This is a genomic window from Pseudarthrobacter sp. 1G09 (assembly GCF_050038305.1).
Lineage (GTDB): Bacteria > Actinomycetota > Actinomycetes > Actinomycetales > Micrococcaceae > Arthrobacter > Arthrobacter equi.
This window is the reverse complement of record NZ_CP188306.1, coordinates 3802343-3828127: the sequence shown is the minus strand read 5'-3', so window position 1 is coordinate 3828127 and position 25785 is coordinate 3802343. Positions and strand designations below refer to the sequence as shown.

Here is a 25785-nt window from a genome sequence, read left to right as displayed (position 1 = left end):
ACCCCTCCCATGAACACCACACCCAGCTTCGCCGCGCCCGGAAACACCTCCACGGGCTCCCTGGAACTAGCCACCACGACGGCGGACCTCACCGCCCCCGTCATCTCCCGCTCCGACGTCCTGGTGGTGGGCGGTGGCCCCGCAGGCGTTGCCGCCGCAGTCACCGCGGCCCGCTCCGGCGCCAAAGTTACCCTGCTGGAACGCTACTCATCGCTGGGCGGCCTCGCCTCCGGCGGCATGGTGCTGGTGCTGGACGACATGATCAACGGCCAGGAAATCACCGTCACCGGCATCGTCTCTGAATACGTGGAGCGGCTGCAGAAGCTCGGCCTGGCCATTGTCCCGCCTGCCGATGACCGCAAGACCTCGGAGGAACTGTGGAACAAGTGGGGCCGCTACGGCACCTTCGACTTCCACTCCCACACCAACCCGAAGCCCATCTGCTACGCCGCAGCCTTCGACCCCGACGGCTGGAAGCGGGTCTCCAACGACCTGGTCCGCGAAGCCGGCGTGGACCTCCGCCTGCACTCCTGGTTCTCCCGCCCCATCGTGGACAACGGCGTGATCAAGGGCGTCATCACCGAAACCAAGATGGGCCCGCAGGCCTTCATGGCGGACGTGGTCATCGACACCACGGGCGACATCGATGTCGCCTCCCGTGCCGGGGCCAGCTACGCCAAGGACAATTACATCACTACGCTCGTCTTCCGCCTGGGCAACGTGGACACCCGGGCCGCGGAAGCGTTCGAGCAGGCCAACCCCAAGGAAGCCCGAGCCATCAACCGCAAGATCAAGCGCCTCCTCGGCGGTGCCTGGGAACTGTGGTGGCTCAAGACCCCCATCGACGGCGTGGTCTGGTGCAACGCCCCGCACATGTCCGGCTTCGACGGCACGGACCCGGCCGACATGACCGCCGCCGAGTTCGCCGCCCGCGACCGGATCTCCGAGGCCGTGGACTACGTCCGCGCCCACCTCCCCGGCTTCGAAAACTGCTACATGCTGGACGTCGCCTCCCAGATGGGTGTCCGGCAGACCCGCCTGCTGCAGGGCGAATACGTGATGACCAAGGACGACGTCACCCAGCGCCGCCACTTCGCCGACACCGTGGCCCGCGGCCGCGACTACTACTACCCGTACCGTTCGCTGCTGCCCAAGGAAGTGGACCAGCTGCTCGTTGCCGGCCGCCACTACTCCGCCACCCCGGAGGCGCAGAAGATGTCCCGCGAGATTCCGCCCTGCATGGCCATGGGCCAGGCCGTCGGCGTCGCCGCTGCGCTTGCCGTGGAGAACAACGTGCTGGTCCGCGACGTCTCCGCCCTGGACATCCAGCAGGGCATGCGCCGGCACGGCGCAGACCCGGGCGACGTCCCGTCGTCGAACGCCACGATTGATGCTGACGCGGCGGTGCCGGCATGAGCAGCGCGACTCTGGAGCAAAGTACAGAACGCACAGAAGAGGCAGCAGGAGGCACGACGACGGCAGGCGCCTCCGCATCACCCCTCGCCGGGGATGCGCGGCCGGGCACCCCGCTGCCGCTGGACGGCATCAAGATCGTGGACTTCACCCAGGTGTTCATGGGACCGTCCTGCACCCAGATGCTGGGTGACTACGGCGCGGACATCATCAAGGTGGAACGCCCCGGTGCCGGGGACATCTCGCGAAACTCGTTCCCGGACCCGGACGGCCAGGACAACCCGATCTTCCTCTCCATCAACCGCAACAAGCGCAGCGTCTCCATCGACACCCGCACGGAGGAAGGCCGGAGCGTCCTGCACGCGATCATGGCGGACGCGGACGTGGTGGTCAGCAACTTCCGCTCCGGTGTGATGGAGCGGATGGGCTTCGGCTACGAGGAGCTCAAGCAGGAGAACCCGGGCATCATCTGGGCCTCCGGCACCGGATTCGGCCCGGTGGGGCCGTACTCGCATAAGGGCGGCCAGGACGCCATCGCCCAGGCCTACTCCGGGGTGATGTGGCGGCGTGAATCGGACGACCAGAAACCGGCCATCTACCCCACCACCCTCTGCGACTACATCACCGGCATGCACCTGATGCAGGGCATCCTGCTGGCACTGCGCACCCGGGAAACCTCGGGTGTGGGCCAGAAGGTGGAGGTGACCATGTACGACTCCATGCTGCACCTGCAGATGCAGGAAGCCTGCATGCAGCTCAACCGCGGGTACGAGGTCAACTGGGGGGCCATGCCGCTGAGCGGCGTCTTCGAAACCACGGACGGCGCCGTGTGCATGGTGGGCGGCTTCACCCCGGACCCGCTGGCCCGGATCTCCGACGCCCTGGGCCTCGAGGAGGACCTCACCGAGCGCCCCGAGTTCGCCAACCTGGAGCAGCAGTTCAAGCACAAGCCCGCACTGCAGGCCATCTTCCGGGAACACATCGCCACCAACACCACCGAATACTGGACCGGCAAACTCGAGGAACAGGGGCTGCTGAACGCCCCCGTCCACACGCTGGAACAGGCGCTCGCCGATGCCCAGACGGAAGCCAACGGCATGATCGTGGAGGCCGAACACCCCGGCGTGGGCACGGTGAAGATGCTCAACGCCCCCATCCGGCTCTCGGCCACGCCGCCCACCGTCCGCCGCGTGGCGCCCCGCCTCGGTGAGCATAACGTGGAGGTGCTGCTGGAGAACGGGTTCGACGCCCAGACCATCGAGCGCCTGCAGCAGCTGGGGGTCCTGCGGTGAGCGCCACCATGGAAGAAGTCACCGAAGAACGGGTTGACCAGGTCACGCTGGACATCACCGATGGCGTGGCCACCGTGGTGATCGACCGGCAGCACGTCCTCAACGCCGTGGACGGCACCGCCCAGGCCCGGCTCAACGAGATCTGGGACCAGCTCGAGCACGATCCCTCTGTGAGGGCCGTGGTCATCACCGGCGCCGGCACCCGCGCGTTCTGCGTGGGGGCGGACATGTCCGCGTCCGCCGTGGACAAGACCGGCCTGGAGTACTGGGCCGGGCTGGACCCCAACGGGTTCGGCGGCCTGAGCCTCCGCACCACGCTGGACGTGCCGGTGATCGCCCGTGTGAACGGCTACGCGCTGGGCGGCGGCATGGAAATGGTGCTCGGGGCTGACATCGTGGTGGCTTCGGAGAACGCGAAGTTTGGTCTGACTGAACCCCGCGTGGGGCGGTTGGCGCTCGACGGCGGCATCCACCAGCTGGTGCGGCGTGTCCCCTACACGCAGGCCATGGGCTTGCTGCTCACTGGCCGGAAGGCGGACGCGGCGGAGATGCAGGCCATGGGCCTCGTCAACGAAGTGGTCCCCGCGGAGGAGCTCGACGCCGCGGTGCAGCGCTGGGTGGACCGGATCCTTGCCTGTGCCCCCACCTCGGTCCGGGCCGTCAAACAGATGGTCACGCAAACCAGCCACCTCACCGCCACAGAAGCCCGCGGGCTGCGGCTCCCGGCCCTCATGGCCGCACTGGACAGCGAGGACTCGGCCGAGGGCGTCCGTGCCTTCCAGGAAAAACGCCGGCCCGTGTGGCCCGGCCGCTGACCTGCCACCGTCCCTCCGCCCTTACCTTCACGCTTCGCATTGAAAGGAAACAGAACAATGCAGCAATCCCTTGCGCCCAAAAACCTGGCCCCTGACGCACTGCCCGCAGGCGTGTGGGGCGTGGTGGCCACCCCGTTCCAGGGCAGCACCCTCGACGTGGACCTGGATAGCCTGTCCGAACTGGTGGAGCACTATGAAGCCATCGGCGCCACTGGCCTCACCGTCCTTGGCGTGTTCGGTGAAGCCGCCGCGCTGACGGCGGAGGAACGGCGCCACGTCTTGGAAACCGTTGTCGAATGCACGTCGCTTCCGCTGGTGGTGGGAGTCACCTCGCTGGCTACCAGGCCGGCCATCGAGGAAGTCCGGGCGGCGCAGGAGATGGCGGGCGGCCGACTGGCCGCAGTGATGGTCCAGGCCAACTCGGCCCGGCCGGATGCGGTCACCGCCCACCTGGATGCCATCCACCGCGCCACCGGCGCCAAGATGGTGCTGCAGGACTACCCGCTGGCCAGCGGCGTCAGCATCGCCACGGCGGCACTGATTTCCGTGGTCAACGCGTGCCCGTTCGTCATCGCCGTCAAAGCCGAAGCCCCGCCCACCAGCGTGGCCATCGCCGAGCTGAGCGCCGCCGTCGACGTGTCCATATTTGGCGGCCTGGGCGGGCAGGGGCTGCTGGACGAACTCCAGGCCGGTGCGGCGGGAGCCATGACCGGATTCTCCTACCCGGAGGCGCTCATCGCCTGCGTTGCCGCATGGCAGGACCGGGGCTACGGGGCCGCCCGCATCGAACTGCTGCCGTACCTGCCGCTGATCAACTTCGAACAGCAGGCCAAGGTGGCGCTGGCCATCCGGAAGGAATGCCTCCGCGAACGCGGCCTGATCAAGGACTCCGGAGTCCGGCCACCGGCGGCAGGCTTCCCCGAAAGCCTGCGCGCCGCCATGCACACCCACCTCAGCGAAGCAGCCGATGCGCTCGGCAGCGCCACGGCCCAGGCGCAGTCCCCGGCACTCACCACCGCAAGGAGCTACTGATGGATCTCGGAATCGCCGGCAAGACCGCCCTGGTGGCCGCCTCCACCGGAGGTCTGGGCCTGGCCGTGGCCCGGGCGCTTGCTGCGGAAGGCGTCCGCGTGGCCATCGTGGGCCGGCGCCGGGACCGCGCCAAGGAGATTGTGGCCGAACTCCAGGCCGCGTACGGAATCGGCAGCGGTATCAACACTGCAGGCTTCGACGCCGTCGCCATCGAAGCGGACCTGACCACGCCGGAGGGCATTGAGTCCGCCGTCGAGCAGACCGGGGCGGATCTGGGCCCCATCGACATCCTGGTGCTCAACGGCCCCGGGCCCAGACCGGGTGCCGCAGCGACGCTCAGTGCGGAAGACATGGCTGCCGCCTTCGACCTGCTGGTCAAGCCGCACCACGCGCTGGTGTCCCGGGTCCTGCCGGGCATGCGGGAGCGCCGGTGGGGGAGGATCCTCGCCATCGGTTCCAGCGGCGTGACCGCACCGCTGCCCAACCTGGCCATCTCCAACACCGGACGGGCCGCGCTTGCCGGCTACCTGAAAACCCTCGCGGCGGAAGTGGCCCTGGATGAGGTCACGGTGAACCTCCTGCTGCCCGGCCGGATCGCCACTGACCGGGTCACCCAGCTGGACCAGGCCGCAGCGAAGCGCCGCGCCGCAACGCTGGAAGAGATCCAGCTCGAATCCCGCAAGACCATCCCCGCCCGCCGCTACGGGGAACCCGCCGAGTTCGGTGCGGCCGCCGCCTTCCTCTGCAGCGCCCCGGCGTCGTACATCACCGGCGTGGCGCTTCGCTGCGACGGCGGCCTGATCCGCAGCCTCTAGCCCAACGTTCCAAAGGACCCACTATGACCTCCACCGTTATTGACACCGAAACCAGCCAATTCACTGCCTCCCATGCCATCACCGCCCGGCACCTCATCAACGGCCAATGGCTGGGTGAAGCGGACACGGAGCGGATGAACCCTGCCCGCCCCGGCGAGATCGCAGCGGTTTCCCCCAGCGGCAGCGCTGCGGACGTGGATGCCGCGGTCACCGCCGCGGCGGCAGCGCAGCCTGCCTGGGCGGCCCTGCCCGCACCCTCGCGCGGCGCCATCCTCATCGCCGCCGGCAACCTGCTGATTGAGCGGCAGACCGCCATCGCCGAAGACCTGGTCCGTGAAGAGGGCAAGACCCTGGCCGAGGCCAAGGGCGAGGTGAAGCGCGCCTCAGACGTGCTGCGGTTCTTTGGTTCGGTCGGCTGGGCGGCCACCGGGGAGGTGCTGCCCAGTGGCCTGCCGGACACCACCATCACCACCCGCCGTGAGCCCTTGGGTGTGGTCGGCCTGATCACGCCCTGGAATTTCCCCATCGCCATCCCCGCGTGGAAGGCCGCCCCCGCGCTGATCAGCGGCAACGCCGTGGTGATCAAGCCGGCCGAGCTGACTCCGCTCTCCGCCACTCACCTGGCACGGGCCCTGCAGGACGCCGGGCTGCCCGCCGGGGTCTTCAACGTGGTCCACGGGAAGGGACGCGTAGTGGGAGAGGCGCTGGCCCGGGACGCGCGCATCGCCGGGCTCTCCTTCACCGGTTCCACCCGTGTGGGCCTGGGGCTCCAGGACATCCTGAACACCCGCCGCGCCCGCGTCCAGCTCGAGATGGGCGGCAAGAACGGCGTCCTGGTGCTCGATGACGCAGACCCCGCCAAGGCCGCGCAGGTGGTGGCCGCCGGCGCGTTCGGACTTACCGGCCAGGCCTGCACCGCAACGTCGAGGGTCTACGTCACGCCGGGTGTGAAGGAGAAGTTCCTCGCGGCACTGGTGGCCGAAGCCGCGCAGTACACCGCCGGGGACGGCCTGGACGGCACGTCGCGCATGGGTGCCGTGGTGAGCCGGCAGCAATTTGAGCAGGACCAGGAAGCGGTGCGCGCCGCCGTCGAACGTGGGGCCACCCTCCTGCACGGAAAGTACGACGGCGACCCCTCCGGTGCGCTGTTCTTCCCGGCCGCGGTGCTCACCGACCTGCCCGCCGACGACCCCGCGGTCACCGAGGAAATCTTCGGTCCCGTGGTGGCGGTCCTGGAAGTCCAGGACTACGAAGCAGGCCTGGCGGCGGTCAACGATTCGCGCTACGGCCTCACCGCCGGCATCTGCACCGATTCCCTGGCGCTGGCCACCGATTTCGCTGCCCGCGCCCAGGCCGGCGTGGTGAAGGTGAACAGGCCAACCGCCGGGCTGGACCTGAACGTGCCTTTCGGCGGCGTGAAGGACTCGTCAACGAACACGTTCCGCGAGCAGGGCCGGTCCGCGCTGGACTTCTTCACGTGGGGCAAGACCGTCTACACCGGGATCTGACAGGACCCGGAACGCGGCGGGCTCCAGGCACTGACCCAGGATCCGCCCCCAGCGGTGGCCCCGCACCGAACGGCCCCCAGGTACCTGCCTGGCGGCCGTTCGCGTCCCCGCAAGCAGTGTCCCGCTGTCGTCCGCCGGCCCTACCCGCACCACAGCCGCGGTGGGACGATGTTCCTATGCAGGAAAACAGGGTTGACAGCCCGAATGATGCAGGCCCGCATCTGCATGCCCACACCGCGCCCACCACGCAGCAGATGCGCACGGTGGGCCAACGCCGCCGCGACGCGGAGGAGAAGCTGGAGCACCACCTCCGCGAAGCCCGCCACAAGGATCATCCGCACGGGGATGAGTCAGCAGACGAACCGCGCCAGGATGACGGGGAGCGTTCGAACTAGGGAACCTGGTTGTTTTGAACGCAACAATCGAAGGGGTTCGCCGCAAGGCGGACCCCTTCTTGATGCGTCAGTGGATGCCCTTTTTCAATAAAAGCAACGTCAGGCCTTGACGTGTGCTGCATCACGGATCTAACTTAGAGCAACACGGTTGCAATGAACGCAACTTGTTCAAGCTCTTTCACAGAACTGCCCCGCAGAAAGGCGCATTCCATGACCATCACCGCCGATAACGCCTCATCCATCGCCGAACTCGAGCGCCTCAAAGTCCTCCACAACGGCACCAAGGGCAAGCTCACGTTCTCCGACGCCGAGTTCGAGCGCCGCCTGGGCGGCCTCCGCCAGATCATGGCCGCCAAGAGCCTGGATGCTGTCATCCTGACCAGCTACCACGGCATCAAGTACTACTCCGACTTCCTCTTCACCACGTTCGGCCGCAACTACGCCTTGGTCGTCACCTCCGACGACTCGGTCACCATCACCGCGAACATCGACGCCGGCATGCCGTGGCGCACCTCCTACGGCGAGAACATCGTCTACACCGACTGGCGCCGCGACAACTTCTACTTCGGCCTGCAGGAGGCCCTGCGCCAGCGCGGCGTCAAGGCAACCCGCCTCGGCGTCGAGGATGACTTCCTTCCCGGACTGACCCGCGAGAAGATCGCCGCCGCGTTCCCGGGCGCACAGCTCCTGGACATCTCGCAGGACGCCATGCGCCAGCGCATGTTCAAGTCCGCCGAGGAGATCGAGGTCATCAAGCACGGTGCCCGCATCGGCGACCTGGGCGGCGAGGCCATCCGCAACGCCATCCGCGAAGGCATTTCCGAGTACGAGGTGGCCCTGATCGGCACCGAGGCCATGGTGCACGAAATCGCCAAGACCTTCCCGGACCGGGAAGTCCGCGACACCTGGGTGTGGTTCCAGTCCGGCATCAACACCGACGGCGCCCACAACTGGGCCACCACCCGCAAGCTGCAGCAGGGCGACATCCTCTCGCTCAACTGCTTCCCCATGACCTCCGGCTACTACACCGCACTGGAGCGCACCCTCTTCCTGGGCCAGCCGGATGAGCGCTCCCTCGAACTGTGGAACATCAACGTGGAGGTGCACAAGCGCGGCCTGGAACTGATCAAGCCCGGCGCCGTCTGCAAGGACATCGCCGCCGAACTGAACGAGATCTACATCAGCCACGGGCTGCTGGCCAATCGCACCTTCGGCTACGGCCACTCCTTCGGCGTCCTCAGCCACTACTACGGCCGCGAAGCCGGGCTCGAACTGCGCGAGGACATCGACACCGTCCTGGAGCCCGGCATGGTGGTCTCCATGGAGCCCATGATCACCGTCGCCGACGGCCTGCCGGGCGCCGGCGGCTACCGCGAGCACGACATCCTGGTCATCGGCGAGGACAACTCGGTGGAGAACATCACCAAGTTCCCGTTCGGCCCGGAGAAGAACATCATCGAGGCCTAACCGTCCAGCACTGGAAGCGGCGTCACGCACACGTGGCGCCGCTTCCGCCGTTTAGGGAAAGATGGTGTCCACCATGACTCCTGCAAAGACCAGCCAAAAAGACGCAGCGGACAACGACGCCGCAGGTGACAACGGCAGCGCCGGCACCGGTACCAATGGCGCGGCGGACGCCAAAGGTGCCTCCGTCGTCGTCAACGCCATCGCCGTGCTGCGCACCTTCAGCGCCGAGGAACCCCTGCTGGGAGTCACCGAAATCGCCGGCCGCGTGGGCATGCACAAGAGTTCCGTTTCCCGGATCCTGGCCACCCTGGAGCAGGAAGGCCTGGTGGAACGGGACCCCGAAACCCGCCGGTTCCGCCTGGGCCTCGGGCTGATCGCCGTGGCCGGGCCGCTGCTGGCGGAAATGGACGAGCGCCGCGTGGCGTATCCCGTGCTGCGCAGGCTCACCGAGCAAACGGGGGAGACCAGTGCCCTCATGCTCTGGAATGGTGACGAGGCAATCTGCGTGGAGCAGATTGCCAGCCCCCACCAGATCAAACACACCACACCCCTCGGCGCGCGCTACCGGGACGCCATGAGTGCCTCGGTCCAGGTCTTCCTCGCCCACCAGCCCGCCGAGCGGGTCCGCGAACTGCTGCGCAGCGGCGCCGTCACCTTCCCGGGAATGGACGACGCCGGACTGGCGGCTTACGAGGCCAGGCTCAAGGAAGTCGCGGGGCGCGGCTGGGCCGGGAACTACGGCGAATCCTCCATGGACGAAGTGGGCGTCGCCGCGCCCGCCTACGACCACCGCGGCGACGTCACCGCCGTCGTTCTGATCCCAGCCCCAAGGTTCCGCGTCTCGCGGGAACGGCTGGAAGACCTCGGCGAAGCCTGCATGGACGCGGCCGCCCAGGTCACCACGCGGCTGGGTGGGCGCAGCCCTCAGTAGGAGCTACGGCGCGTCTTTTTGCGCTGTTACACGAGTTCGTCGTGCAGGATGCGGGCAGCCTGACCCATCGCCTGCTCCGCTGAAGGCTGGACGGCCGCTGGTACCCGGCTGCGCGTCAGGGCTACAACGGCCAGGGCCGGGCCGTCCGCGTGTTCGACGACGCCGGCCTCGTGCCGAAGATGGACGAAAGAACCCGTTTTCGAATACCAGGTTGACATATCTGCTGAAAAATCCGGCGCGAGGCGGTGCCGGAAAACGTTGGCGGCAAGCATCTCACGGAGGGGCGCCGCCACCGCCGGGGAGACGGTACCGTCCCAGATTTTTTGCAGCAGATCGGCGAGACCCCGCGCGGTGCCGGCGTTGGCCCGTTCAACGTCCAGTTGGGGCAGAGGAGACGGATGCCCCTGCTTGTCAGCCTGAACGACCAGTGAGTGCACGGTGGCGGCATCGCGGACGGCCGCCTGCGTGGCGAGCGAGGCATAAAGTTCGCCAATGGGATGGCGGAGGATGATGCCGCTGGTGCCCAGGGCCCGGAGCCACGCTGTGACGTCCCCGGGGGAAACGATGCGGAAGACTGCGTCAGCGGCGGTGTTGTCGCTGATCTCTATGGCGAGCCGGATGAGGTCCCCCACGGCAATCGTTGCCGGATGGGCAAAACGGGCAATGCCGGGGCCGCCCAGGGAGCGGCTTGCGCCGTCAATTCGCACTGGCATGCTGAGGTCGAACCCGCCCCTGTGGGCGGTGTCCAGCGCAGCCGCCGCGAGCGGCAGCTTCGCCAGGGACGCCAGCGGATAGGGCCTGTCGGCGTCCAGTGCCAACTCGCGTCCGGTGCCGAGGTGGCGCACCAGAAGGGACCCCGCAAGGCCTGCGGACTCCAGTACTTGGGCTGCCTGGCGCAGGGCACTCGCCCCGGCGCCGGCGTCGTACGCAGTCAAGCTCAAAGTTGCTCCCCTGGATCGGCGCCGAGTGCTGCGGCGATGTCCCGCCGAAGGGCTGCATCAAACAGTCGCCGCCCTTCCGGTGTGCGCACCTCCAACCGGTAGGACCGTGCCACCGGCAGCTGCCGGACTTCAAACCATTGCAGGCCCCACGCGGCAGCCTGCCCCCGGGTGCAAAGAATCCAGTCGTCGCCGGCCATGGCTCCTGCGAGTGCGTTGACCAGGCCGGGAGACTCGGCCACCTGATGTGCTGCCAAACCACATTCCGCAGCGGACTCCCGGAGCGCGGAGAGCAACTGGCTGGAGGCATCCTCGGCCAACACCACAAGATTGGAAGCCTCCTCCGGCCCCCGGGCGCGGGTGGGCCGCAAAGCTGCGAGTGTGAGTGGCCTGCGCCGGTCGGTCACCTGCGCGAGGCCCAGCGGCACCACCCAGTCAGCCCGTGCCGTCTCGACCGGAAGCAGGGCGGCGTCCGCTTCGCCGAGCCGAAACCGTAAAGTACGCCGCTCCCGGCCGACTTCCTCTATTTCGAGGTCTGTCCCCGCCCCGAGTGCCCGCACCCTCAGGGCCGCCCACAGCGCAGGATCGAGATCGCAGGGCACAAGCAGCCGGACTGTGCCGCGATGGTGCGATGCCGCGGCATCGATCAGCGAGCGTTCCGCGCCAAGCAGGGCCTGTACATGCTCGAGGAGCACCGTACCCAAGGACGTCAATCGCACTTGGCGCGTGTTCCGCTCGAGCAGCGCCCCGCCGAGTTGGGCCTCCAAACCCGCAACCCGGCGGCTTATGACGGGCTGCGTCGTCTGTTCATCCCGCGCGGCTGCCGAGAAGCTTTGCCGGCGGGCGACGGCCACGAACGCGCGCGCACCGCTGAGGAGGTCCATCCACCAATCATGCCGTTGACGCATAAATCCTGCTATTTCTGTCTTTGAGCGGACCACAATTTCATCCCAGACTGGCCGCATGGATCACCTTCACAAATCCCAGCTCCAAGAGCCGTCACCCCAACCCACCCGTCGCAGGGTCCTGATGTTCGGTGCAGGAGGGGTGCTGGCGGCCGGCGTGGCAAGTACGGCAGGCCAGGCCTCCGCGGCATCCGGCCCGGGCAACGTCGGCCGGCGTCTCGACACGGCGCTCAGCGGCCTCGAGTCAGTCCATGGCCTCACGATCGGCGTCGCGGCCGGCCGGTTGGGAGAGTCTCCTGCCTATGCCTACAGGGGTGGAGACGCCTTCCCGATGTGTTCCCTGTTCAAGACCCTGGCCGTTGCCCGACTGCTTCGCGACCACGCGTACGACGACGGCTTCTGGCAGCGCAGGATCTCATTCCGTAAGAACCAGATTGTGCAGGACTCCGTCATTTGCGCTGCCGACAAGGACCGGAACATGAGCGTGGAAGAGCTTGCCGATGCTGCCCTGCGTTTCAGCGACAACACCGCTGGCAATCTCCTGCTCGGACTCATGGGAGGTCCGCCGGAGATTGGCATCTATGCGCGGTCGCTCGGTGCCCTGTCCACCCGCCTCGACCGGTGGGAACCGGAGCTCAACGAGGCGCTTCCCGGCGACGTTCGCGATACCAGCACGCCCAGTGACATCCACAGGCTGTACGAAGCACTCCTGCTCGGCGACGCACTGGACACCCTGGGACAGGCCCGCCTCCGCGGGTGGATGCTCCGCAATGCCACTTCCGGTAAGCGGCTCCGGGCAGTGGTACCGCCCGGAGCCGAGCTCGCGGATAAGACTGGTGCCGGCAGCTACGGGGTGGTCAACGATGCCGGCGTGGTGTGGCCGGATGATGGCCCTCCGCTGGCACTTGCAGTAATGACCAGGACCGACCGCCCGGATGCTGTGAACAACAATGCTGTGGTGGCACGCGTAGGCCAGCTCATTTTCGGCGAGCTTCTCTGATCGTCGTCGGCCCTCACCCCTGGCGGACGCGGCGGGTCAGGGCAGGCCGGCCATCCGAACCGCCAGGTGCAGGGCCGCCAGCCTGCCGGTGCCGCGCGGATCGCCGCCGCACAGATCGAAGATGCGCTGCAGCCGGTGGTGCATCGACTGCCGCTCCAGGTGCAGTTCGCGGGCCGACTGGGCCGTGTTGCAGCCCGAATCCAGCCAGACCTGCAGTGTCTCCATCAGCTGGGACTGCCGCTGCGCATCATGCTGCAGGACGGCGCGCAGCTGATGGCTGACGAACGCCTCGCGCGCTGATGCCGCCAGCCCCGTCAGCGCCAGGCTCTCCACGGCTGCGTCGTCGGCGTCGAGCACCACCAGGCCGTGGGCCGGCGGCCGCCTCCGTGGTGAGGCGTTCCGGCGCCGCACCTGGCGCACATCCAGGGCACGGCGTGCCTCGGCCAGGGACCAGGCGGCATCCGCCACCCCGTCAACCAGCGGGCCAACCGAAATCACCGCATCGTGATTGCCTTCCAGTGCCTGCAGCGAAGCAAGCAGCTCACGCCGCACCCGGGCAGTTTCGGCGCAGGGGAGTCCGGCCATCACCACCAATTCCGCATCGTCCAGATAAGCGGCGCTGGGGATCCTGCCGGCGCCCAGGAACGCCTCGATGGCCCCGCGCATTTCCTGCGGGGACGCCGCGTGGACCGCTGCCACCACCAGCGGTGAATCAAGCGGAAACCCTGCCCCCGGGGCCAGCTGTTCCAGGCGCCATTCAGGGGCGGACGTGAGGACGGCGCGCATGAGCTCGGCCCCGGCCTGGGCGTGCAGGCCGGGCGGCGTGTGCTGCAGCAGCGCCAGGCCAAGGATGTCGACGGCGCGTTCCCCGGCCACCTGCGCCAGCGCAGTGTCCGCGCCGTGCGGCACCAGCACCTCCAGCCTGCCCATCAGGACGCCGCGCACGGGAATGTCCACGCTCATGGCAGTTCCGGTTGGCTCGTTGGGAGCTGACGGCGCCTCCGTGTCCGGTGTCCCGGTGGCTGCGTCCGCCCCGGCACCGTCCGTACCTGCGAGGGTTCCGGCGGCGTCGCCGGCCCCGCCGCCGTCGCCGGCCGTACCGCTGCCATGGCCCGTGCCGCCGTCGGCCGTCCCGCCGCTGTCCGTGCCGGCGTCGTACGCTGCCTCGCGTTCCGCGGCGTCCAAACCCTCCGGCAGCGCGCTGCCCAGGTCAACGCCCCACGGGGAAACAAGACGAACCGCTGACCCGGTGATGCCGGCCAGGACGCCAAGGATCTTGTCCAGGGACGCGCCGTGGGCCAGCTCGGCAGCCATGGCCCGGGTGGCGGCGTCCGCCTGGTGCAGGTGCCCGGCCGATTCGCTGACCAGGATGGAATTGATGGCCTGCATGACGCCCACGAAGGGCACCACTTTGCGCAGCTCCACCACCGGAAGCCCGTATTCCGCCGCCGTTTCCAGCATGTCGGCGGGTACCTCGGGAAGCACTCCGCCGGTCTCGATGGCCAGGGCCGCAATGCCGCGCTGGGCCAGTTCACGGACGTAATCCCCGCGCCTGGCGGGCGTGGCCGTGGCCAGGGTGATGCCGCCGCACAGCAGCAGCTCACCACCGCGCAGCAGCGGCGCAATGTCCAGGACTTCGCTCGAGTGCACCCAGCGGACCGGCTGTGCGGACGTGTCCGTGCCCAGGGGATGGACCACGGGCTCGGCAGCGGTAAGGGCTGGATGGGCGAGTATTTCACCAAGAGACACTGACACGACGGTCCGTAACGTAGAAGGGGAATCTGTTCGACACATCGTATCTTGTTCACTGTGATTGGGGCCACATAGCCTTAGTAGTACGAAATCCACCTCACGGAGGCCCCCATGCACGAAAAGCTTTCAACTTCAGCGCAAAGGCGCGCTGGTTCTGACGCAAACGGCCACACAGACCACTCCACCATCGACCACGAAGCCTGGCTCCAGCCCATCCCCGAGTCCGCCCGCACCCGCAAGGTGTCTGGCCAGTTCTGGATCTGGGCCGGCGCCAACCTGGCACCCATCAACTGGGTACTCGGGGCACTCGGGATCCACCTGGGACTCGGCTTCGCGGACACCGTCACCGTCCTTGTCCTCGGCAACCTGATCGGCATGCTGCTCTTCGGCTGCTTCGTCCTGCTGGGCCAGAAGACCGGAGCCACCGGCATGGTCCTGGCCCGCGCAGCCTTCGGCCGGCGCGGAAACTACCTGCCGGCCGCCATCCAGGCGCTGCTGGTGATCGGATGGTGTGCCGTCAACACCTGGATCATCCTGGACCTGGTGATGGCCCTCTTCGGAACGCTCGGCTGGGTGGACCCGGAAGCCCACAACTACGCCTGGAAGATCGGCGTGGCCACCACCATCATGGCTGCCCAGGTTGCCATTGCATGGTTCGGCTACAAAGCCATCGCCGCCTTCGAAAAGTGGACGGTACCGCCCACCATCATCATCCTCGCGGTCATGTCCGCCGTCGCCTGGTTCGGCATGAAGATCGACTGGGGCTACGCCGGCCCCGCAGGTAACATCCTCGAAGGCTCCGAACGCATCGCCGCCATGAGCGCCGTGATGACCGCCATCGGCATCGGCTGGGGCATCACCTGGTTCACCTACGCCGCTGACTACTCCCGCTTCGTGAGCACCTCGGTCCCCAAGAAGAAGGTCTACCTGGCCTCGGTCCTGGGCCAGTTCATCCCGGTGGTCTGGCTGGGCATCCTCGGCGCCAGCCTTGCCACGAACAGTGGCGAAGTTGACCCCGGAAAGCTGATCGTCCAGAACTTCGGCGTCATGGCGTTGCCGGTCCTGCTGATGGTGCTGCACGGCCCCATCGCCACCAACATCCTGAACATCTACACCTTCTCCGTTGCCACGCAGGCCTTGGACATCACCATCAGCCGCCGCAAACTCAACCTGTTCGTTGGCGTCTTCTCCCTCGCCGCCGTTGTCTTCTTTATCTTCCAGGAGAACTTCGCCGAGGTGCTGGACGCCTGGCTGATCGGCCTGGTGGCCTGGGTGGCTGCCTGGGGCGGTGTCATGCTGGTGCACTACTTCTGGCTGGAGAAGCGCTGGCCGGGCGGAGCCGAGCGGCTCTTCGACGGCATCGGCACCCGCCGCCTCCCCGGCGTCAACTGGGCCGGCGTCACCTCGCTCCTGGCCGGCATCTTCGCCACTTGGATGTTCATGTACGGCCTGGTACCCGCCATGCAGGGCCCCATCGCCGTGGCCCTGGGCGGCTGGGACCTCTCCTGGCTGGCCGGCGGACTCACCAGCGCCGGCGTCTATGCACTCCTCGGCCCGCGGGTTCACCGCCGCTACGTCACCGGCACCGGCACCGACGCCAAGCCCGCGGCTGCCCCGGCTGCCGAAAAACCGGACAGCGCCGCAGCCCTCCCGGTCATCTGATCCGCACGTCCACTCAACACCTCAGCTGTACAGGCGGGCGCACTGCGCCCGCCGAAAGGAATCCATCGTGAACCAGCCCGCCATCGCGGACCTCCTGCACCCCATCACCTGGCCTGAAGGCTTCAAGGCAGCAGCGTCGTTCACGTTCGATGTTGACGCCGAATCGTGCACCATCGCCCACGACCCCACCAGCACGCGGCGGATGTCGCTGATGACCCACCAGTCCTACGGGCCCAAGGTGGCGGTGCCGCGGCTGCTGAAGATCCTGGAGCGCCAGGACACCCGGGCCACGTTCTTCATCCCCGGCTTCACAGCGGAGTCCTACCCGGACATCGTGCGGCAGATCGTGGACGGCGGGCACGAGGTGGGCCACCACGGCTACCTGCATGAGCCGATGCAGGGCATCGATGCCGCCACCGAGGCCAGCTACATGGACCGCGGACTCGACGCCCTGGCCAAGGTGGCAGGGGTGAGGCCGGTGGGATACCGGGCGCCGTGGTGGGAACTGAACTGGCACTCGCCGGGCCTGCTGGCGGACCGCGGGTTCCTCTACGATTCGAGCCTGCTCGACGGCGACGCCCCCTACCGCTTCGCCGTTGCCGCCGACGATCCCCGGGACATCGTGGAGATCCCCGTGGACTGGACGTTGGACGACTGGGAGCAGTACGCCTTCTACCCGGGAGTCACCGGCAGCGGCGTCATCGAAAGCCCTGCCAAGGTCCTCGAAATGTGGACGCTCGAGGCTGAAGCCCACCACTCGCAGGGCAGCTGCTTCGTCCTCACCAACCACCCGTTCATCTCCGGCCGGCCCTCCAAGGCCGTGGCCCTGGAACAGCTCATCGAACGGGTCAAGGGCATGGACGGCATGTGGGTGACCACCATGGAGGAGATCGCGCGGCACACCAAGGCCTCGGTCACCGAAATCCACACCCACGCCCGGATCGACGTACCGGTATTCCCGGGTGCGGGTGCAGCGTTCACGCCGGCGGCAGTGCGGGAGGGCGCGCTGAAGTAGGCCAAGCCAAACAGCAGCGGACGACGGCGGGAGGTTCCCGGCGTCGTCCGCTTGCGTTTTGCGCGGGCACCCGGGGGTGTCAGTTTCAAACGTGGGCTGCACAGAATGTCCGGAGTCCTCCGCACAGGCCGGCCCGGCGATTCCACTCACGGATGAGTGGTGCTGCGGCTTTAGTCGTGTTCAGGGTGCAGGGTCGCATCTGCATCGGTCTCAACCCATCGGGTGAAGGTGGTCGTGAGGTTAGCCCGAGTGGGCGAGGCACAAAATGGGCCCGCCTCGGCATTTACTGTTTCATCCAGAGGAGCAACGCGGATGAGCCGGAAAGACTCATCCCCGGCGCGGGCCCTGATGGTGACGGCGTTACCGGCCCTGCTCAGCCGCACTGTGATTTCCTGATTGATCCACTCAGGGACGGGTGCCACCGACCAGTCGGAGACCCCATGTGTTACGACGGCTCCAACCTGGGGGACTCCGTCGGACACCTCCACGCCGGCCTTGATCCAGACGGAGTCCGAAACGTGCAGGTAGATTCCCGCCTGGTCGAACTGCTCGGTGTAATCCAGAAGGAATGAAACCTCCACGGCCCCCTCAGCGGGCAGCGGTGCCAACAGGGCATGCGCACTGTCATGGACGAAGCCGTACGAGGTGTGCCTCCACGCGTCACTGTTCTCGGCTGCGGTTACCCGCAGAGTCCGGCCATCAGCGATGACACGCACGGGCGGGTTGCGCCACCTTCCCCGGTCCCAGGAATCGTGTGCTTCCCTTATCACTTGTGTCACGTCAGATCCCCTAAGTCGATCGTTCAGTCCGTAAGCCCTATTCAAGCAGTGGCACATCCAACACGACGGCGACTGCCCACTGACCGATCCTGGGTCGCTTGAACGCTGTAGCAGAGTGGGCCGTGTGCCCGCCGGATGGCCATTGTCCTGCCGTCGGACTGATCTGTCAGGCGCGTTCTACCGGGAGCCACAATTCGCAGCTCGCTGTGCTGAAGTCGGCGGCGCGATCCAGGACTGCCACAATCGAGGGGCCCGGGCGAAGCCGCCACGGGTTGGCCGGGAACCAATCGGTGGCAGTGGAGGCCCAGGTGGATTGCAGAACTTCCGGGTACGCCCCTTCGGAGTGGAACACCGCCCAAGTGCCTGCGGGTACCTCGATCGCGTCGAGCTCGTCGGGAGCCGGTGTCGTTTCGGTGACGGCGACGCCATGGAGGTAGGTCAGTTCGCTGCCCTCCGTGTAGTCCGGGTCGACGTCGGCACTCACCTGGAGCAGGCCCACGGGGTCGGTGTTGCTCAATTCCTTGAGCCGGGCGTGCTCTGCTGCTGGCAGTGAAGCGATGTGCGCCTGGATGTGCGGGTTTGGGCCGTGGTGAATAAGCGGTACACGGGCCGAACGGCCGATGAGTCGGAATGCCGGCCGATCTGCGATGCGGGTGTCCATCGTGGTGTTCCCTTCTACGGTCAGGCGGAACCTGAGCTGTGGTTGCGTGCGAAGGGGTCCGCCGTCCCGGCGCACGTCGCCGGGACGGACGCCGTGCACTGATCGGAATGCCCGGCTGAAAGCCTCGGTAGAGCCGTAGCCATACCGCACCGCGATTGCCAGCAGCTCGCCCGTTCCGAGAACGTCCGCTGCAGCCACCGTCATTCGGCGCCTGCGGATGTACTCGGAGAGCGGCATACCGGCCAGCGCCGAGAACATTCGGCGGAGGTGGTACTCCGTCATGCCGAGATTGACCGCCAAGTCATTAATGGTGATCTCCTCAGTGAGGTGACCATCGATGAAATTGACGAGTTGGTTCAGCGCTGCGATCACGGTTCCCCCTTCGAGTACAAGCCTGCCCGTGTAGTTCACCCCGCACCCTACTAGTGAGGTCCGATTCGATCGCCGCTCACCTTGCAGAGCGCCCATGAGCCGGTGGCCCAACGGACGGCTTCTGCGTTCGACGCTTCGACGACGGTATTCGGGCCAGGGCTGGACTCCGATCAGTATCGGCTGCTCCGACGCGCTGGTATACAGGCTGGACGGAGCCACCGACCTGTATGTAAAGATTTGCAGCCTGACCACCAAACGGCAGTGCCCGGTCGGTCCGTGCCGAACACTGGCCGGCCGACAAGCGCACGAACGTCATCGACGCCCTGGCCGATTTCACCCACACCCTGCATGACCTTCCAATCGAGGACTGCCACTACGAACGGAATTCGTCAGCATCTGGTTGATCTGGAGCGGCTGGACCCCACCTTTGCGGGTTGGACACCCCAGCAACTCCTCGATGAGCTTCTCTCCACGGTTCCCACCTTCGAAGACCTGGTTGAAGTCGAGGACGGATATCTACGCCAGTCTTGACTGCTGCGACCAAGCGGTCCTGAAGTGCTGCCTCGATAGCATGCTGAGTCTCCGCGTCCAGGGGCATAGTACGCAGGCCCTTATCCCATGCGGCCTCATCGAAGGAGAGGCGGACCATGCCTTCACGTTCCTACTGACGCGCGAAGGTCGACTTGCCCACGCCAGCCGGCCCGCACATAAATATCACTCGACTCATATCGATGATCGTATAAGCCGGTCAGGCGGCGCCTACGAAGCGCCCGGTAGAGGATCCCTTTACGGACCTCGTCTTTTCTGATGTGGCGGTGCGCGGGTCAGTTGCCGTCCATGATTCTAATGACAGCTCTTTCTGCGGCGCGCCTCACCCTTAGCTGGGAATCACCGGCCAGATGTGCCAGCAGCGGGAGAGCTGACTCGATCCGGTGACGAGCGCAGACCTTCGCTGCCGCCTCGCGTACCCGCCACTGTTCGTCGCCCAGCGCTTCTATGACCGCCGGTCCCGCCGAGGCGTCGTATGCGTACAGCAAGCCGCGTGCCGCCCACACCCGAAGCCAGTAGTCCGGCCCGCTCGCGCCGCCGGTAACCGCCCATCGAGCGGGCGGGCCACCCAGTGCATAGATCAGTTGCGCGTCCGCCCCTGAACCCCGAAGAAGCGCGACGCACCCGGCAATTACAGCCTTGGTTCCTCGGGCAGCGCATTCGCGTTTCACGCTCTCACCCGGGGATATGCCCCACTGAGATCTGCTCGTCATGCGCAGAGGTTACCAGTCGAGGTCGACAGTAAATCATGTCAAGCTTCCGCTCGAAAGGCGGTCATACCGGAGCGTCCGTTGAGGGATGGTTCACCAGGCAGGTGATGGGGCGCACTCAGTGGGGAGATCCGGCTTCCTTAGCGGCCCGTCTGCCCATGGTGGTATCCCAGCCGGCCTCCGCCCCGCTTGGCTGGGTCTCATCCGTCGCTTTTTCGGTGTGTGGCCGGGCCGTCATCGGGTTGGCACAGTTCCGCCGTCGACGTTCACTTCGACGCCGACGATGCCCGAGGCTTGGTCGGAGACGAGGAAGGCGACTGCGTTTGCAACTTCCTCGGGTTCCACGGGCCGGCCCAGTGGGATGCCCCCGAGTGCGTCCATTAGCGATTGTCGAGCGGCTTTGCGGTCGGTGCCGTTTGCTGTCGCGATGCGGGTAATGAGCGATTCTGCGGTGGGGGTGCGGATGAACCCTGGAGAGACGGTGTTGACTCGTACGCCGTGCGGTGCGCACTCGTTGGCGAGTGCCTTGCTGTAGGTGCTGAGAGCTGCTTTCGCTGCGGCGTAGGCGAGCGTTCCGTCGTACAGGGGCATCTGTGCCTGGATTGAAGAAACGTGGACTACTGCGCCGCCGCCGCGGGTGAGCATGCCGGGGATGATCGCCCGGTCGAAGTGGACCGCTGCGAGGAGGTTTAGGCGGAGTGCGTGATCCCAGTGTTCTTCTTCGAGCGCGCGGAAACCTCCGCCTGGGGCGTTGGATCCTCCGGCGACGTGGACGAGGATGTCCACGTCGCCGACGCGCTGTGGCACGGTGCTGAGTTGTGCGGGGTCCGTGATGTCGACCTCGAGCGATGCCTGGGCAGGGTGTGAGGGTTCGGTCGGTGTGCGACCGAGAACGGTGACGTGGGCGCCGGCGGAGACGAGTGCTTGAGCAACTGCTCGTCCGGTGCCCTTCGTGCCTCCGGATACGAGGGCGCGTTTACCGCTAAGGGATGTCGAGTTAGTCATGGTGTCCTTTCGGGGGTACGGGGTCCATTGGGGCGGCCGTCAGGCCGTCGACCGTGGAATCGCCTGCCGATTTGTCGGTATGTCTTCTTTGAGCGGACGAGCCGGTGTGATTGTTGCTGCAGATCGGGGTGGTTCTCCTTGGGAGTGAAATTGCGTCACAGGGGGTAGGTCATGGCTGTGAGTCGCGGGGACTGGATCGGCAGCGCAGCCTTTTGGTACAGGCTGATGGTGCGTGGGCACCGCGCTGCCTTGTCCGGACGCGACGGCTCACGGACGCTGTTCTCGAGGGCCGCGGATGATGGGGGTGTGTCGTGTGTGTTTAGGCGGTCACCTCGAAGGAGGATTGTGCGGAGCGTTGCCCGTTGGCTTGCGTCATGAGTGAGTGCTGCCCGGGCCGGATCGTGCGGGTGCTGAGCGTGGCGAAGCTTCGTTTGCCGGAGACCGTCGCTGCGTGCTTCGCCGTTATCAAACGAGTGGCGAGCTTGAACACTTTCTCGCTTTGACCGCCCTTGGCCGTCGGGGATAAAAGGACGAAGTCGACGACCACGTGCGCGTCGTGGTCACTCAGGTTCTGAACGGTGAGCGTGAAGGTCAATGTCTCGCCGATCCGGACCCGTTTGGTGTCCAGGGTGGGTGCGGCGAGTCCGAGGGGTGTGTTTGAGTAGCCGAGGAGCTTGAGGGCGTCGGTATTGCCCTGCTTGACGAGCGTGCGGAGGCCGCGTCGGACGGTAGGAGTGAGACCCTGTTGTTCCGCCCACCCGGCGGCGATCGCTGAAGCGACGTTTGGGTGATCACGGCTGATGTCGTTGAGATGGTTGCCAACACTTCGACGAACATAGGCACTGGGGTCGTTTGGCAACCGATCGATGATCGGTGATGTCACTCCTGGCATGCCGATCAGTGCCGGCACGCGCTTGGCCCAGGGGAGCCGGGGTCGTGTTCCCTCACTGGCGAGCCGGCGCACGTGTTCGTCGGGCGATTCTGTCCATTCGGCGGCGATCCCGAGGGAGCGTCGGGGGTCGGCGATGAGAAGGTCGCGGATGGCGAATTCACCGGTGAGGCGAGTTGTCAGCTTCGCCAGCATCCGGTGCGCGTCGTCGAAGGCTATGGTGCTGGCGTCGTTGAGTGCGCGGTGAACGATAGCTTCCGAAAGCGGCCAGATCATCCAACCGTCGAGGCGCGGATCCTCGAACATGGCGTTGCTCATGGCGTCAGTATCCCGGTAGGACGTTGGGAGGACGTTCAGTAAGGCGGCGCGTATCAGGTCAACGCGGGCGCGCAGCTTCAGGCCGGCCAACTCATTGCTGGCGCTTCGGAGAGCGGAGGTGTCGATGCCGGCATGGCTGCCCATGATGCTCGAGAGGTTGTCGATCACTGTTGAGTTGATCAATTCATCCATTGCACCCATTGATTCATTCCTCTTTCGGTGCGGGGAGCCGAAGCTCCCCGCACGGTTGGTGTTAGTTCGTGAAGCGAATGCTGAGAGCGGCGATCCGGCCGGCGTCGAGGATGAATTCGAAGGCGAAGGGCAGCGGTCCACCTGGGAACTCACCGTCTGCAGACGCAGTGAGCACCACGGCGCCATCATCCATGTTGGTATAGGACGTCGGAGCGAGAGTGATTCTGGGTGCGATCTGGTGCTCCTGAATCCACTCCTTTATCTCTGTCGGCCCGGTGTAAGTAGCGCCGTCATCGCTAACCGTCGCACTCGGCGCGAAAACCGTGAGCAAAGCGTCAGCGTCGTGTCGATTCGTGGCGTTGATGAAGTCCCCAACGGGGCCTGCGGGAATCGTAGTCATGGTTCGTTCTCCAGTCGAATGTCGTTTCTCTGTATCGGATACGGGACCAGGCAAAGCTCGCTGATTCCCACCATGAGAGCGTGGGCAACAGGTCCCTAACAAAAGTATTTACTGTCTTCTACGACAGTAGTAAGTGTCGCATACGACAGTTTATTCCCTGCCTGGGATGTGGTTTGCGATAAGGTCGCGGTATGGCAGCTGCTCGGGGTAATCGTGACCCAGATGGGACGAGGCGGTATAGGTCCGACCTCCTGATGGACCTGAGCCGGCTTATCTACTTGTGGGAGTCCCCGCAGTTCCAGTCAGAGGTGCTGACACAGTCGGGTGAGCCGCTGGACCAGTCCTCGCATCAGCTGCTTCGTCTGCTCGGCTTCTCTGGTCCCCTGCGGCCCTCCCAGATCGCTGAGCGTCTAAAAACGGGCGCATCCAATGTGAGCAAGATGTTGCACCGTCTGGAGGCCAACGGCTGGTTGGAGCGTAAACCAGACTCGGCGGATGCGCGGGCAACTCTCGTTGGCCTCACCCCGGCAGGTATCGAAGCGGCGCAGCATGTGTTCGATCTCGGGGACGACATGATCGCTCAGGTGCTCACGGGGTGGAACCCTCGTGACGTGGAGCAGTACACGCGCCTCACGCGTCGCTTCGTCGATGATGCCCACGTTGCAGCTGCGGTCATGCGTGCCCGCGGCCTGTCCCGTACCTGGTCCGCCGACCACTCGCCTTCTTGAAAGACGCGTCGCCCGTATCGCCACCGCATCTTGTTGCCAGTCAGTCATCGTTCGCCCGCAAGCGGATCCCCAAACGGAGGGTGGTTTACCGTTCTCGGAAAGCTGTCTAGGCTCTGGCTATGACGGACAAGGGACAACCGCGACGATCAGCATCGTGGCCATGGACAGAATGGTGGCCCTGGACCATCGCTCTTGTGTTGCTGTCTGCTGTTGCCACTTTTGCGCTCAGCATCGCGAGTCAGGGCTGCAGTGCCAGCACGGTCGACGGTACGAGCCTCTGCCGAGACTTCTATCTCATTGCCCCCGATATTCGCCCGACGTTTATGACTGTTGTAGCGACGCTTGCCGCTTACCTCGCCTACAGGCTCATTGGGTCAGTGAAACGATCGAGAATGGGAACGGATCTCTAGATACCGTCCTTGGGGCAGCGAAGCGTGAAAGGCATAGCCGTCCGTATACCGATCCTCAACCTGACGGCCATCGCCAACGAGGCGCATCTTGAGGGATGCCCTGCTGGAGCCGATATTTCTTTTGTTGGTGTTCTGTGATCAGGATGGGCTATGAACCTTGATACGGTCCTCGGCAGGACCGATAGCCCCACCGTGCTGGATGAGATCATAGCTCTTAGAAAGCACACTTCCGTGAGAGCAAAAGGCGTCAGCCAGTCCGGGCGGAGCCACTATCAGTTTGTCGCCCAGCTTGATGCGAAAGCGCAAGCGTGGCATCTGGTCGACGACGAGGGCCGGAGGTCGTCGGCAGTCGGCACCTGGCGTTTACACGAAGGGGATGCTTCGACGGTATTTGTCTTTCCGCGAGGCATGCCGGAAACCGTCCAACTGCTCTATCCAGAGGCGCTCCTTATGTGGGGCCGGCGCGGTGAGAGCTTCTACCCGGTGCTCCTTCAGGAGATCGGTCGGCGGTCACTACTGATCACATTTGAGCACGTAGAAGACCCGGCCTTTCGGGCCACGGCTGTAGTTAATCGGTCCACAGGGATCATCGAGAAACTGGCCGTGCTAGGAGACATCGTCATTCTTGCCGACGTGGAGATTGGCGTTCAGCTTGATCCGGAAATCATGCCCGAGTTCCTGCCAATCACCGATTGGATCCGACCCGACTACTGACATGGCGGTGTTGTTCGTCTGACACTGTGCAGCAGTCGGGTGCACGGCAAGGGATCCTTTGCGGGCGTACTCTGAGAGCGCAAAGACGGTGCCATGCGCGCAGTGGGAATTCAGCCTAGGGCCCAACATCTCTAATAAAGATGAAAGACCTCTCTGATCAGCCAAACAATCATCGATAGACCGAAAAACATGAGAACGAGGAACCATATCCAGCCGCCACAACCGCTAAATTTTTTGAGCACAATCAAAAAATATCCCAGCTCAGGGCTCTCGTGTCAGTGACGGGCCGCCTACTTTCTCCAGCAATGTGCTGTTTGGGTGGGACGTGACGTCCAAGAATTGGGAGCTTGGCTAGGCCGTGGGGACGCCCGGTGATGGATCCCTCTACGGGCCGCTGCACGCAACCCACCTGCTGCTGAGCATAGGCTGGGTCTATGCCTATGCAGTGGCTTACCCGGGAAGTGTTTGCAGGAAGTCTCTCTGTCCGCGAAGAAGAGGAAAGGGACCAACAATGGAGGGATGCTCGTCAGTTGGTCCGGTCTCAGCTCCACTCCGGTGCAGAGCAGCTTTTCGAGATCAACGTCCACGACGGAGTCATCGAAAGACTTCACCAGGTCGACACTGACGCTGTCGAACTCCGCGCGCTGATCGGCGATAACGAATTCGGGTATGAATGGCTTCACGTCTGCTATCGGGGTGCCACATTGACCATCATCGAACCGGGCTTTGCAGAAACGGCCGGCCCCTTCGAACTGCTAAGAGATGAACTAACTGCCGCCGACTATGGTAGTTTCCTGCACAGCATGATCACCGAGCCCTGCGGAGAGTTCGACATAGTCTTTACCTCCGTGCATGTGACTCGCTCTCCAACAAGCCCTGACGAGCGAAGGGCTCTCTTTGCCAGAGCGGTGCCGCTCAAATCGCCGAACTGACGGCACACGAACTAGCGTCCGGTGGAGGATCCCCAACGGGGCATTGGGATCCAGGTAGCGAGACAGGATCCTCTCCACGCTCCTTCGCGGCTGGACTAGCCGCATCGGAAGGCGGTTGAGATGCGTACAGCCTGAGACCCCTACACTGAGGCCAGGGGGATAGATGACTAACAAAAAAATTCAGTG

General features: G+C 65.5%; 24 protein-coding genes. 15 read left to right on the top strand and 9 right to left on the bottom strand.

Going from position 1 to position 25785, the window contains the following annotated elements; translation table 11 throughout:
- Positions 1 to 9 precede the first annotated feature (9 nt).
- From ACP3TD_RS17735 to ACP3TD_RS17695, 9 genes are all read left to right on the top strand, one after another.
- Complete coding sequence (locus ACP3TD_RS17735) at positions 10 to 1416, top strand: FAD-dependent oxidoreductase (protein WP_426764295.1); 1407 nt, start codon at positions 10 to 12, stop codon at positions 1414 to 1416.
- Positions 1413 to 2705 (top strand): CaiB/BaiF CoA transferase family protein, encoded by a 1293-nt coding sequence (locus ACP3TD_RS17730; protein ID WP_426764294.1) that lies wholly within the window; start codon positions 1413 to 1415, stop codon positions 2703 to 2705. Before ACP3TD_RS17735 ends, ACP3TD_RS17730 begins: the two co-directional genes overlap by 4 nt.
- Before the next feature lie 8 nt (positions 2706 to 2713).
- Positions 2714 to 3520: an enoyl-CoA hydratase-related protein gene (locus ACP3TD_RS17725; protein ID WP_426767286.1), complete on the top strand. Its 807-nt coding sequence runs from the start codon at positions 2714 to 2716 to the stop codon at positions 3518 to 3520.
- Between the two features lie 57 nt (positions 3521 to 3577).
- A complete protein-coding gene (locus ACP3TD_RS17720) occupies positions 3578 to 4552 on the top strand; it encodes a dihydrodipicolinate synthase family protein (RefSeq protein ID WP_426764293.1) in 975 nt (324 codons plus the stop codon).
- Entirely contained in the window at positions 4552 to 5367 is an 816-nt protein-coding gene (locus ACP3TD_RS17715) for an SDR family oxidoreductase (RefSeq protein ID WP_426764292.1), read from the top strand. The genes ACP3TD_RS17720 and ACP3TD_RS17715 overlap by 1 nt, the downstream gene beginning before the upstream one ends.
- 23 nt (positions 5368 to 5390) lie before the next feature.
- Positions 5391 to 6875, top strand: a complete 1485-nt coding sequence (locus ACP3TD_RS17710) for an aldehyde dehydrogenase family protein (RefSeq protein WP_426764290.1) — start codon at positions 5391 to 5393, stop codon at positions 6873 to 6875.
- Positions 6876 to 7051: 176 nt separating this feature from the next.
- Complete coding sequence (locus ACP3TD_RS17705; RefSeq protein WP_426764289.1) at positions 7052 to 7270, top strand: hypothetical protein; 219 nt, start codon at positions 7052 to 7054, stop codon at positions 7268 to 7270.
- A gap of 210 nt (positions 7271 to 7480) precedes the next feature.
- Positions 7481 to 8737, top strand: coding sequence for an aminopeptidase P family protein (locus ACP3TD_RS17700; RefSeq protein WP_426764288.1), 1257 nt, complete (start codon positions 7481 to 7483; stop codon positions 8735 to 8737).
- Positions 8738 to 8798: 61 nt separating this feature from the next.
- Complete coding sequence (locus ACP3TD_RS17695; protein ID WP_426764287.1) at positions 8799 to 9668, top strand: IclR family transcriptional regulator; 870 nt, start codon at positions 8799 to 8801, stop codon at positions 9666 to 9668.
- A gap of 26 nt (positions 9669 to 9694) precedes the next feature.
- Here the strand turns inward: ACP3TD_RS17695 and ACP3TD_RS17690 are convergent, their stop codons facing one another.
- Complete coding sequence (locus ACP3TD_RS17690; protein ID WP_426764286.1) at positions 9695 to 10609, bottom strand: serine hydrolase; 915 nt, start codon at positions 10607 to 10609, stop codon at positions 9695 to 9697.
- Positions 10606 to 11490, bottom strand: a complete 885-nt coding sequence (locus ACP3TD_RS17685; RefSeq protein ID WP_426764285.1) for a LysR family transcriptional regulator — start codon at positions 11488 to 11490, stop codon at positions 10606 to 10608. The genes ACP3TD_RS17690 and ACP3TD_RS17685 overlap by 4 nt, the downstream gene beginning before the upstream one ends.
- 79 nt (positions 11491 to 11569) lie before the next feature.
- Between ACP3TD_RS17685 and bla the strand changes: the two genes are divergently transcribed.
- Entirely contained in the window at positions 11570 to 12511 is a 942-nt protein-coding gene (bla, locus tag ACP3TD_RS17680; protein WP_426764284.1) for a class A beta-lactamase, read from the top strand.
- Positions 12512 to 12547: 36 nt separating this feature from the next.
- On the opposite strand, the gene ACP3TD_RS17675 is transcribed toward bla, so the two are convergent.
- Complete coding sequence (locus ACP3TD_RS17675; RefSeq protein ID WP_426764283.1) at positions 12548 to 14266, bottom strand: PucR family transcriptional regulator; 1719 nt, start codon at positions 14264 to 14266, stop codon at positions 12548 to 12550.
- A 108-nt stretch (positions 14267 to 14374) separates the two neighbouring features.
- Here ACP3TD_RS17675 and ACP3TD_RS17670 point away from each other — a divergent pair, with 108 nt between their 5' ends.
- Both ACP3TD_RS17670 and ACP3TD_RS17665 read left to right on the top strand, forming a co-directional pair.
- Complete coding sequence (locus tag ACP3TD_RS17670) at positions 14375 to 15925, top strand: purine-cytosine permease family protein (RefSeq protein WP_426764282.1); 1551 nt, start codon at positions 14375 to 14377, stop codon at positions 15923 to 15925.
- Between the two features lie 67 nt (positions 15926 to 15992).
- Entirely contained in the window at positions 15993 to 16940 is a 948-nt protein-coding gene (locus ACP3TD_RS17665; RefSeq protein WP_426764281.1) for a polysaccharide deacetylase family protein, read from the top strand.
- 170 nt (positions 16941 to 17110) lie between these two features.
- On the opposite strand, the gene ACP3TD_RS17660 is transcribed toward ACP3TD_RS17665, so the two are convergent.
- The 6 genes from ACP3TD_RS17660 to ACP3TD_RS17635 all read right to left on the bottom strand — a co-directional run bounded on the left by ACP3TD_RS17660 (position 17111) and on the right by ACP3TD_RS17635 (position 22815).
- Complete coding sequence (locus ACP3TD_RS17660) at positions 17111 to 17719, bottom strand: DUF1349 domain-containing protein (protein ID WP_426764280.1); 609 nt, start codon at positions 17717 to 17719, stop codon at positions 17111 to 17113.
- A 166-nt stretch (positions 17720 to 17885) separates the two neighbouring features.
- Positions 17886 to 18752: an AraC family transcriptional regulator gene (locus ACP3TD_RS17655; protein WP_426764279.1), complete on the bottom strand. Its 867-nt coding sequence runs from the start codon at positions 18750 to 18752 to the stop codon at positions 17886 to 17888.
- Between the two features lie 824 nt (positions 18753 to 19576).
- Complete coding sequence (locus ACP3TD_RS17650; protein ID WP_426764277.1) at positions 19577 to 20014, bottom strand: HEAT repeat domain-containing protein; 438 nt, start codon at positions 20012 to 20014, stop codon at positions 19577 to 19579.
- A 231-nt stretch (positions 20015 to 20245) separates the two neighbouring features.
- On the bottom strand, positions 20246 to 21016 hold the full coding sequence (locus ACP3TD_RS17645; protein ID WP_426764275.1) for an SDR family oxidoreductase: 771 nt from the start codon (positions 21014 to 21016) through the stop codon (positions 20246 to 20248).
- A gap of 319 nt (positions 21017 to 21335) precedes the next feature.
- Positions 21336 to 22415, bottom strand: a complete 1080-nt coding sequence (locus tag ACP3TD_RS17640; protein ID WP_426764274.1) for a DNA alkylation repair protein — start codon at positions 22413 to 22415, stop codon at positions 21336 to 21338.
- Positions 22416 to 22476: 61 nt separating this feature from the next.
- On the bottom strand, positions 22477 to 22815 hold the full coding sequence (locus ACP3TD_RS17635; RefSeq protein WP_426764273.1) for a nuclear transport factor 2 family protein: 339 nt from the start codon (positions 22813 to 22815) through the stop codon (positions 22477 to 22479).
- A gap of 191 nt (positions 22816 to 23006) precedes the next feature.
- On the opposite strand from ACP3TD_RS17635, the gene ACP3TD_RS17630 reads away from it, so the two are divergent.
- The 3 genes from ACP3TD_RS17630 to ACP3TD_RS17620 all read left to right on the top strand — a co-directional run bounded on the left by ACP3TD_RS17630 (position 23007) and on the right by ACP3TD_RS17620 (position 25599).
- Positions 23007 to 23543 (top strand): MarR family winged helix-turn-helix transcriptional regulator, encoded by a 537-nt coding sequence (locus tag ACP3TD_RS17630; RefSeq protein ID WP_426764272.1) that lies wholly within the window; start codon positions 23007 to 23009, stop codon positions 23541 to 23543.
- Positions 23544 to 24103: 560 nt separating this feature from the next.
- Positions 24104 to 24667, top strand: coding sequence for a hypothetical protein (locus tag ACP3TD_RS17625; RefSeq protein ID WP_426764271.1), 564 nt, complete (start codon positions 24104 to 24106; stop codon positions 24665 to 24667).
- A gap of 434 nt (positions 24668 to 25101) precedes the next feature.
- Positions 25102 to 25599, top strand: a complete 498-nt coding sequence (locus ACP3TD_RS17620; protein WP_426764270.1) for a hypothetical protein — start codon at positions 25102 to 25104, stop codon at positions 25597 to 25599.
- Positions 25600 to 25785: the final 186 nt, after the last annotated feature.

Coding starts and splice junctions, on each gene's coding strand:
- ACP3TD_RS17735 (WP_426764295.1), top strand. CDS start 10: ATGAACACCACACCCAGCTTCGCCGCGCCCGGAAACACCTCCACGGGC.
- ACP3TD_RS17730 (WP_426764294.1), top strand. CDS start 1,413: ATGAGCAGCGCGACTCTGGAGCAAAGTACAGAACGCACAGAAGAGGCA.
- ACP3TD_RS17725 (WP_426767286.1), top strand. CDS start 2,714: ATGGAAGAAGTCACCGAAGAACGGGTTGACCAGGTCACGCTGGACATC.
- ACP3TD_RS17720 (WP_426764293.1), top strand. CDS start 3,578: ATGCAGCAATCCCTTGCGCCCAAAAACCTGGCCCCTGACGCACTGCCC.
- ACP3TD_RS17715 (WP_426764292.1), top strand. CDS start 4,552: ATGGATCTCGGAATCGCCGGCAAGACCGCCCTGGTGGCCGCCTCCACC.
- ACP3TD_RS17710 (WP_426764290.1), top strand. CDS start 5,391: ATGACCTCCACCGTTATTGACACCGAAACCAGCCAATTCACTGCCTCC.
- ACP3TD_RS17705 (WP_426764289.1), top strand. CDS start 7,052: ATGCAGGAAAACAGGGTTGACAGCCCGAATGATGCAGGCCCGCATCTG.
- ACP3TD_RS17700 (WP_426764288.1), top strand. CDS start 7,481: ATGACCATCACCGCCGATAACGCCTCATCCATCGCCGAACTCGAGCGC.
- ACP3TD_RS17695 (WP_426764287.1), top strand. CDS start 8,799: ATGGTGTCCACCATGACTCCTGCAAAGACCAGCCAAAAAGACGCAGCG.
- ACP3TD_RS17685 (WP_426764285.1), bottom strand. CDS start 11,490: ATGGACCTCCTCAGCGGTGCGCGCGCGTTCGTGGCCGTCGCCCGCCGG.
- bla (WP_426764284.1), top strand. CDS start 11,570: ATGGATCACCTTCACAAATCCCAGCTCCAAGAGCCGTCACCCCAACCC.
- ACP3TD_RS17670 (WP_426764282.1), top strand. CDS start 14,375: ATGCACGAAAAGCTTTCAACTTCAGCGCAAAGGCGCGCTGGTTCTGAC.
- ACP3TD_RS17650 (WP_426764277.1), bottom strand. CDS start 20,014: ATGACGAGCAGATCTCAGTGGGGCATATCCCCGGGTGAGAGCGTGAAA.
- ACP3TD_RS17645 (WP_426764275.1), bottom strand. CDS start 21,016: ATGACTAACTCGACATCCCTTAGCGGTAAACGCGCCCTCGTATCCGGA.
- ACP3TD_RS17640 (WP_426764274.1), bottom strand. CDS start 22,415: ATGGATGAATTGATCAACTCAACAGTGATCGACAACCTCTCGAGCATC.
- ACP3TD_RS17635 (WP_426764273.1), bottom strand. CDS start 22,815: ATGACTACGATTCCCGCAGGCCCCGTTGGGGACTTCATCAACGCCACG.
- ACP3TD_RS17630 (WP_426764272.1), top strand. CDS start 23,007: ATGGCAGCTGCTCGGGGTAATCGTGACCCAGATGGGACGAGGCGGTAT.
- ACP3TD_RS17625 (WP_426764271.1), top strand. CDS start 24,104: ATGAACCTTGATACGGTCCTCGGCAGGACCGATAGCCCCACCGTGCTG.
- ACP3TD_RS17620 (WP_426764270.1), top strand. CDS start 25,102: ATGCCTATGCAGTGGCTTACCCGGGAAGTGTTTGCAGGAAGTCTCTCT.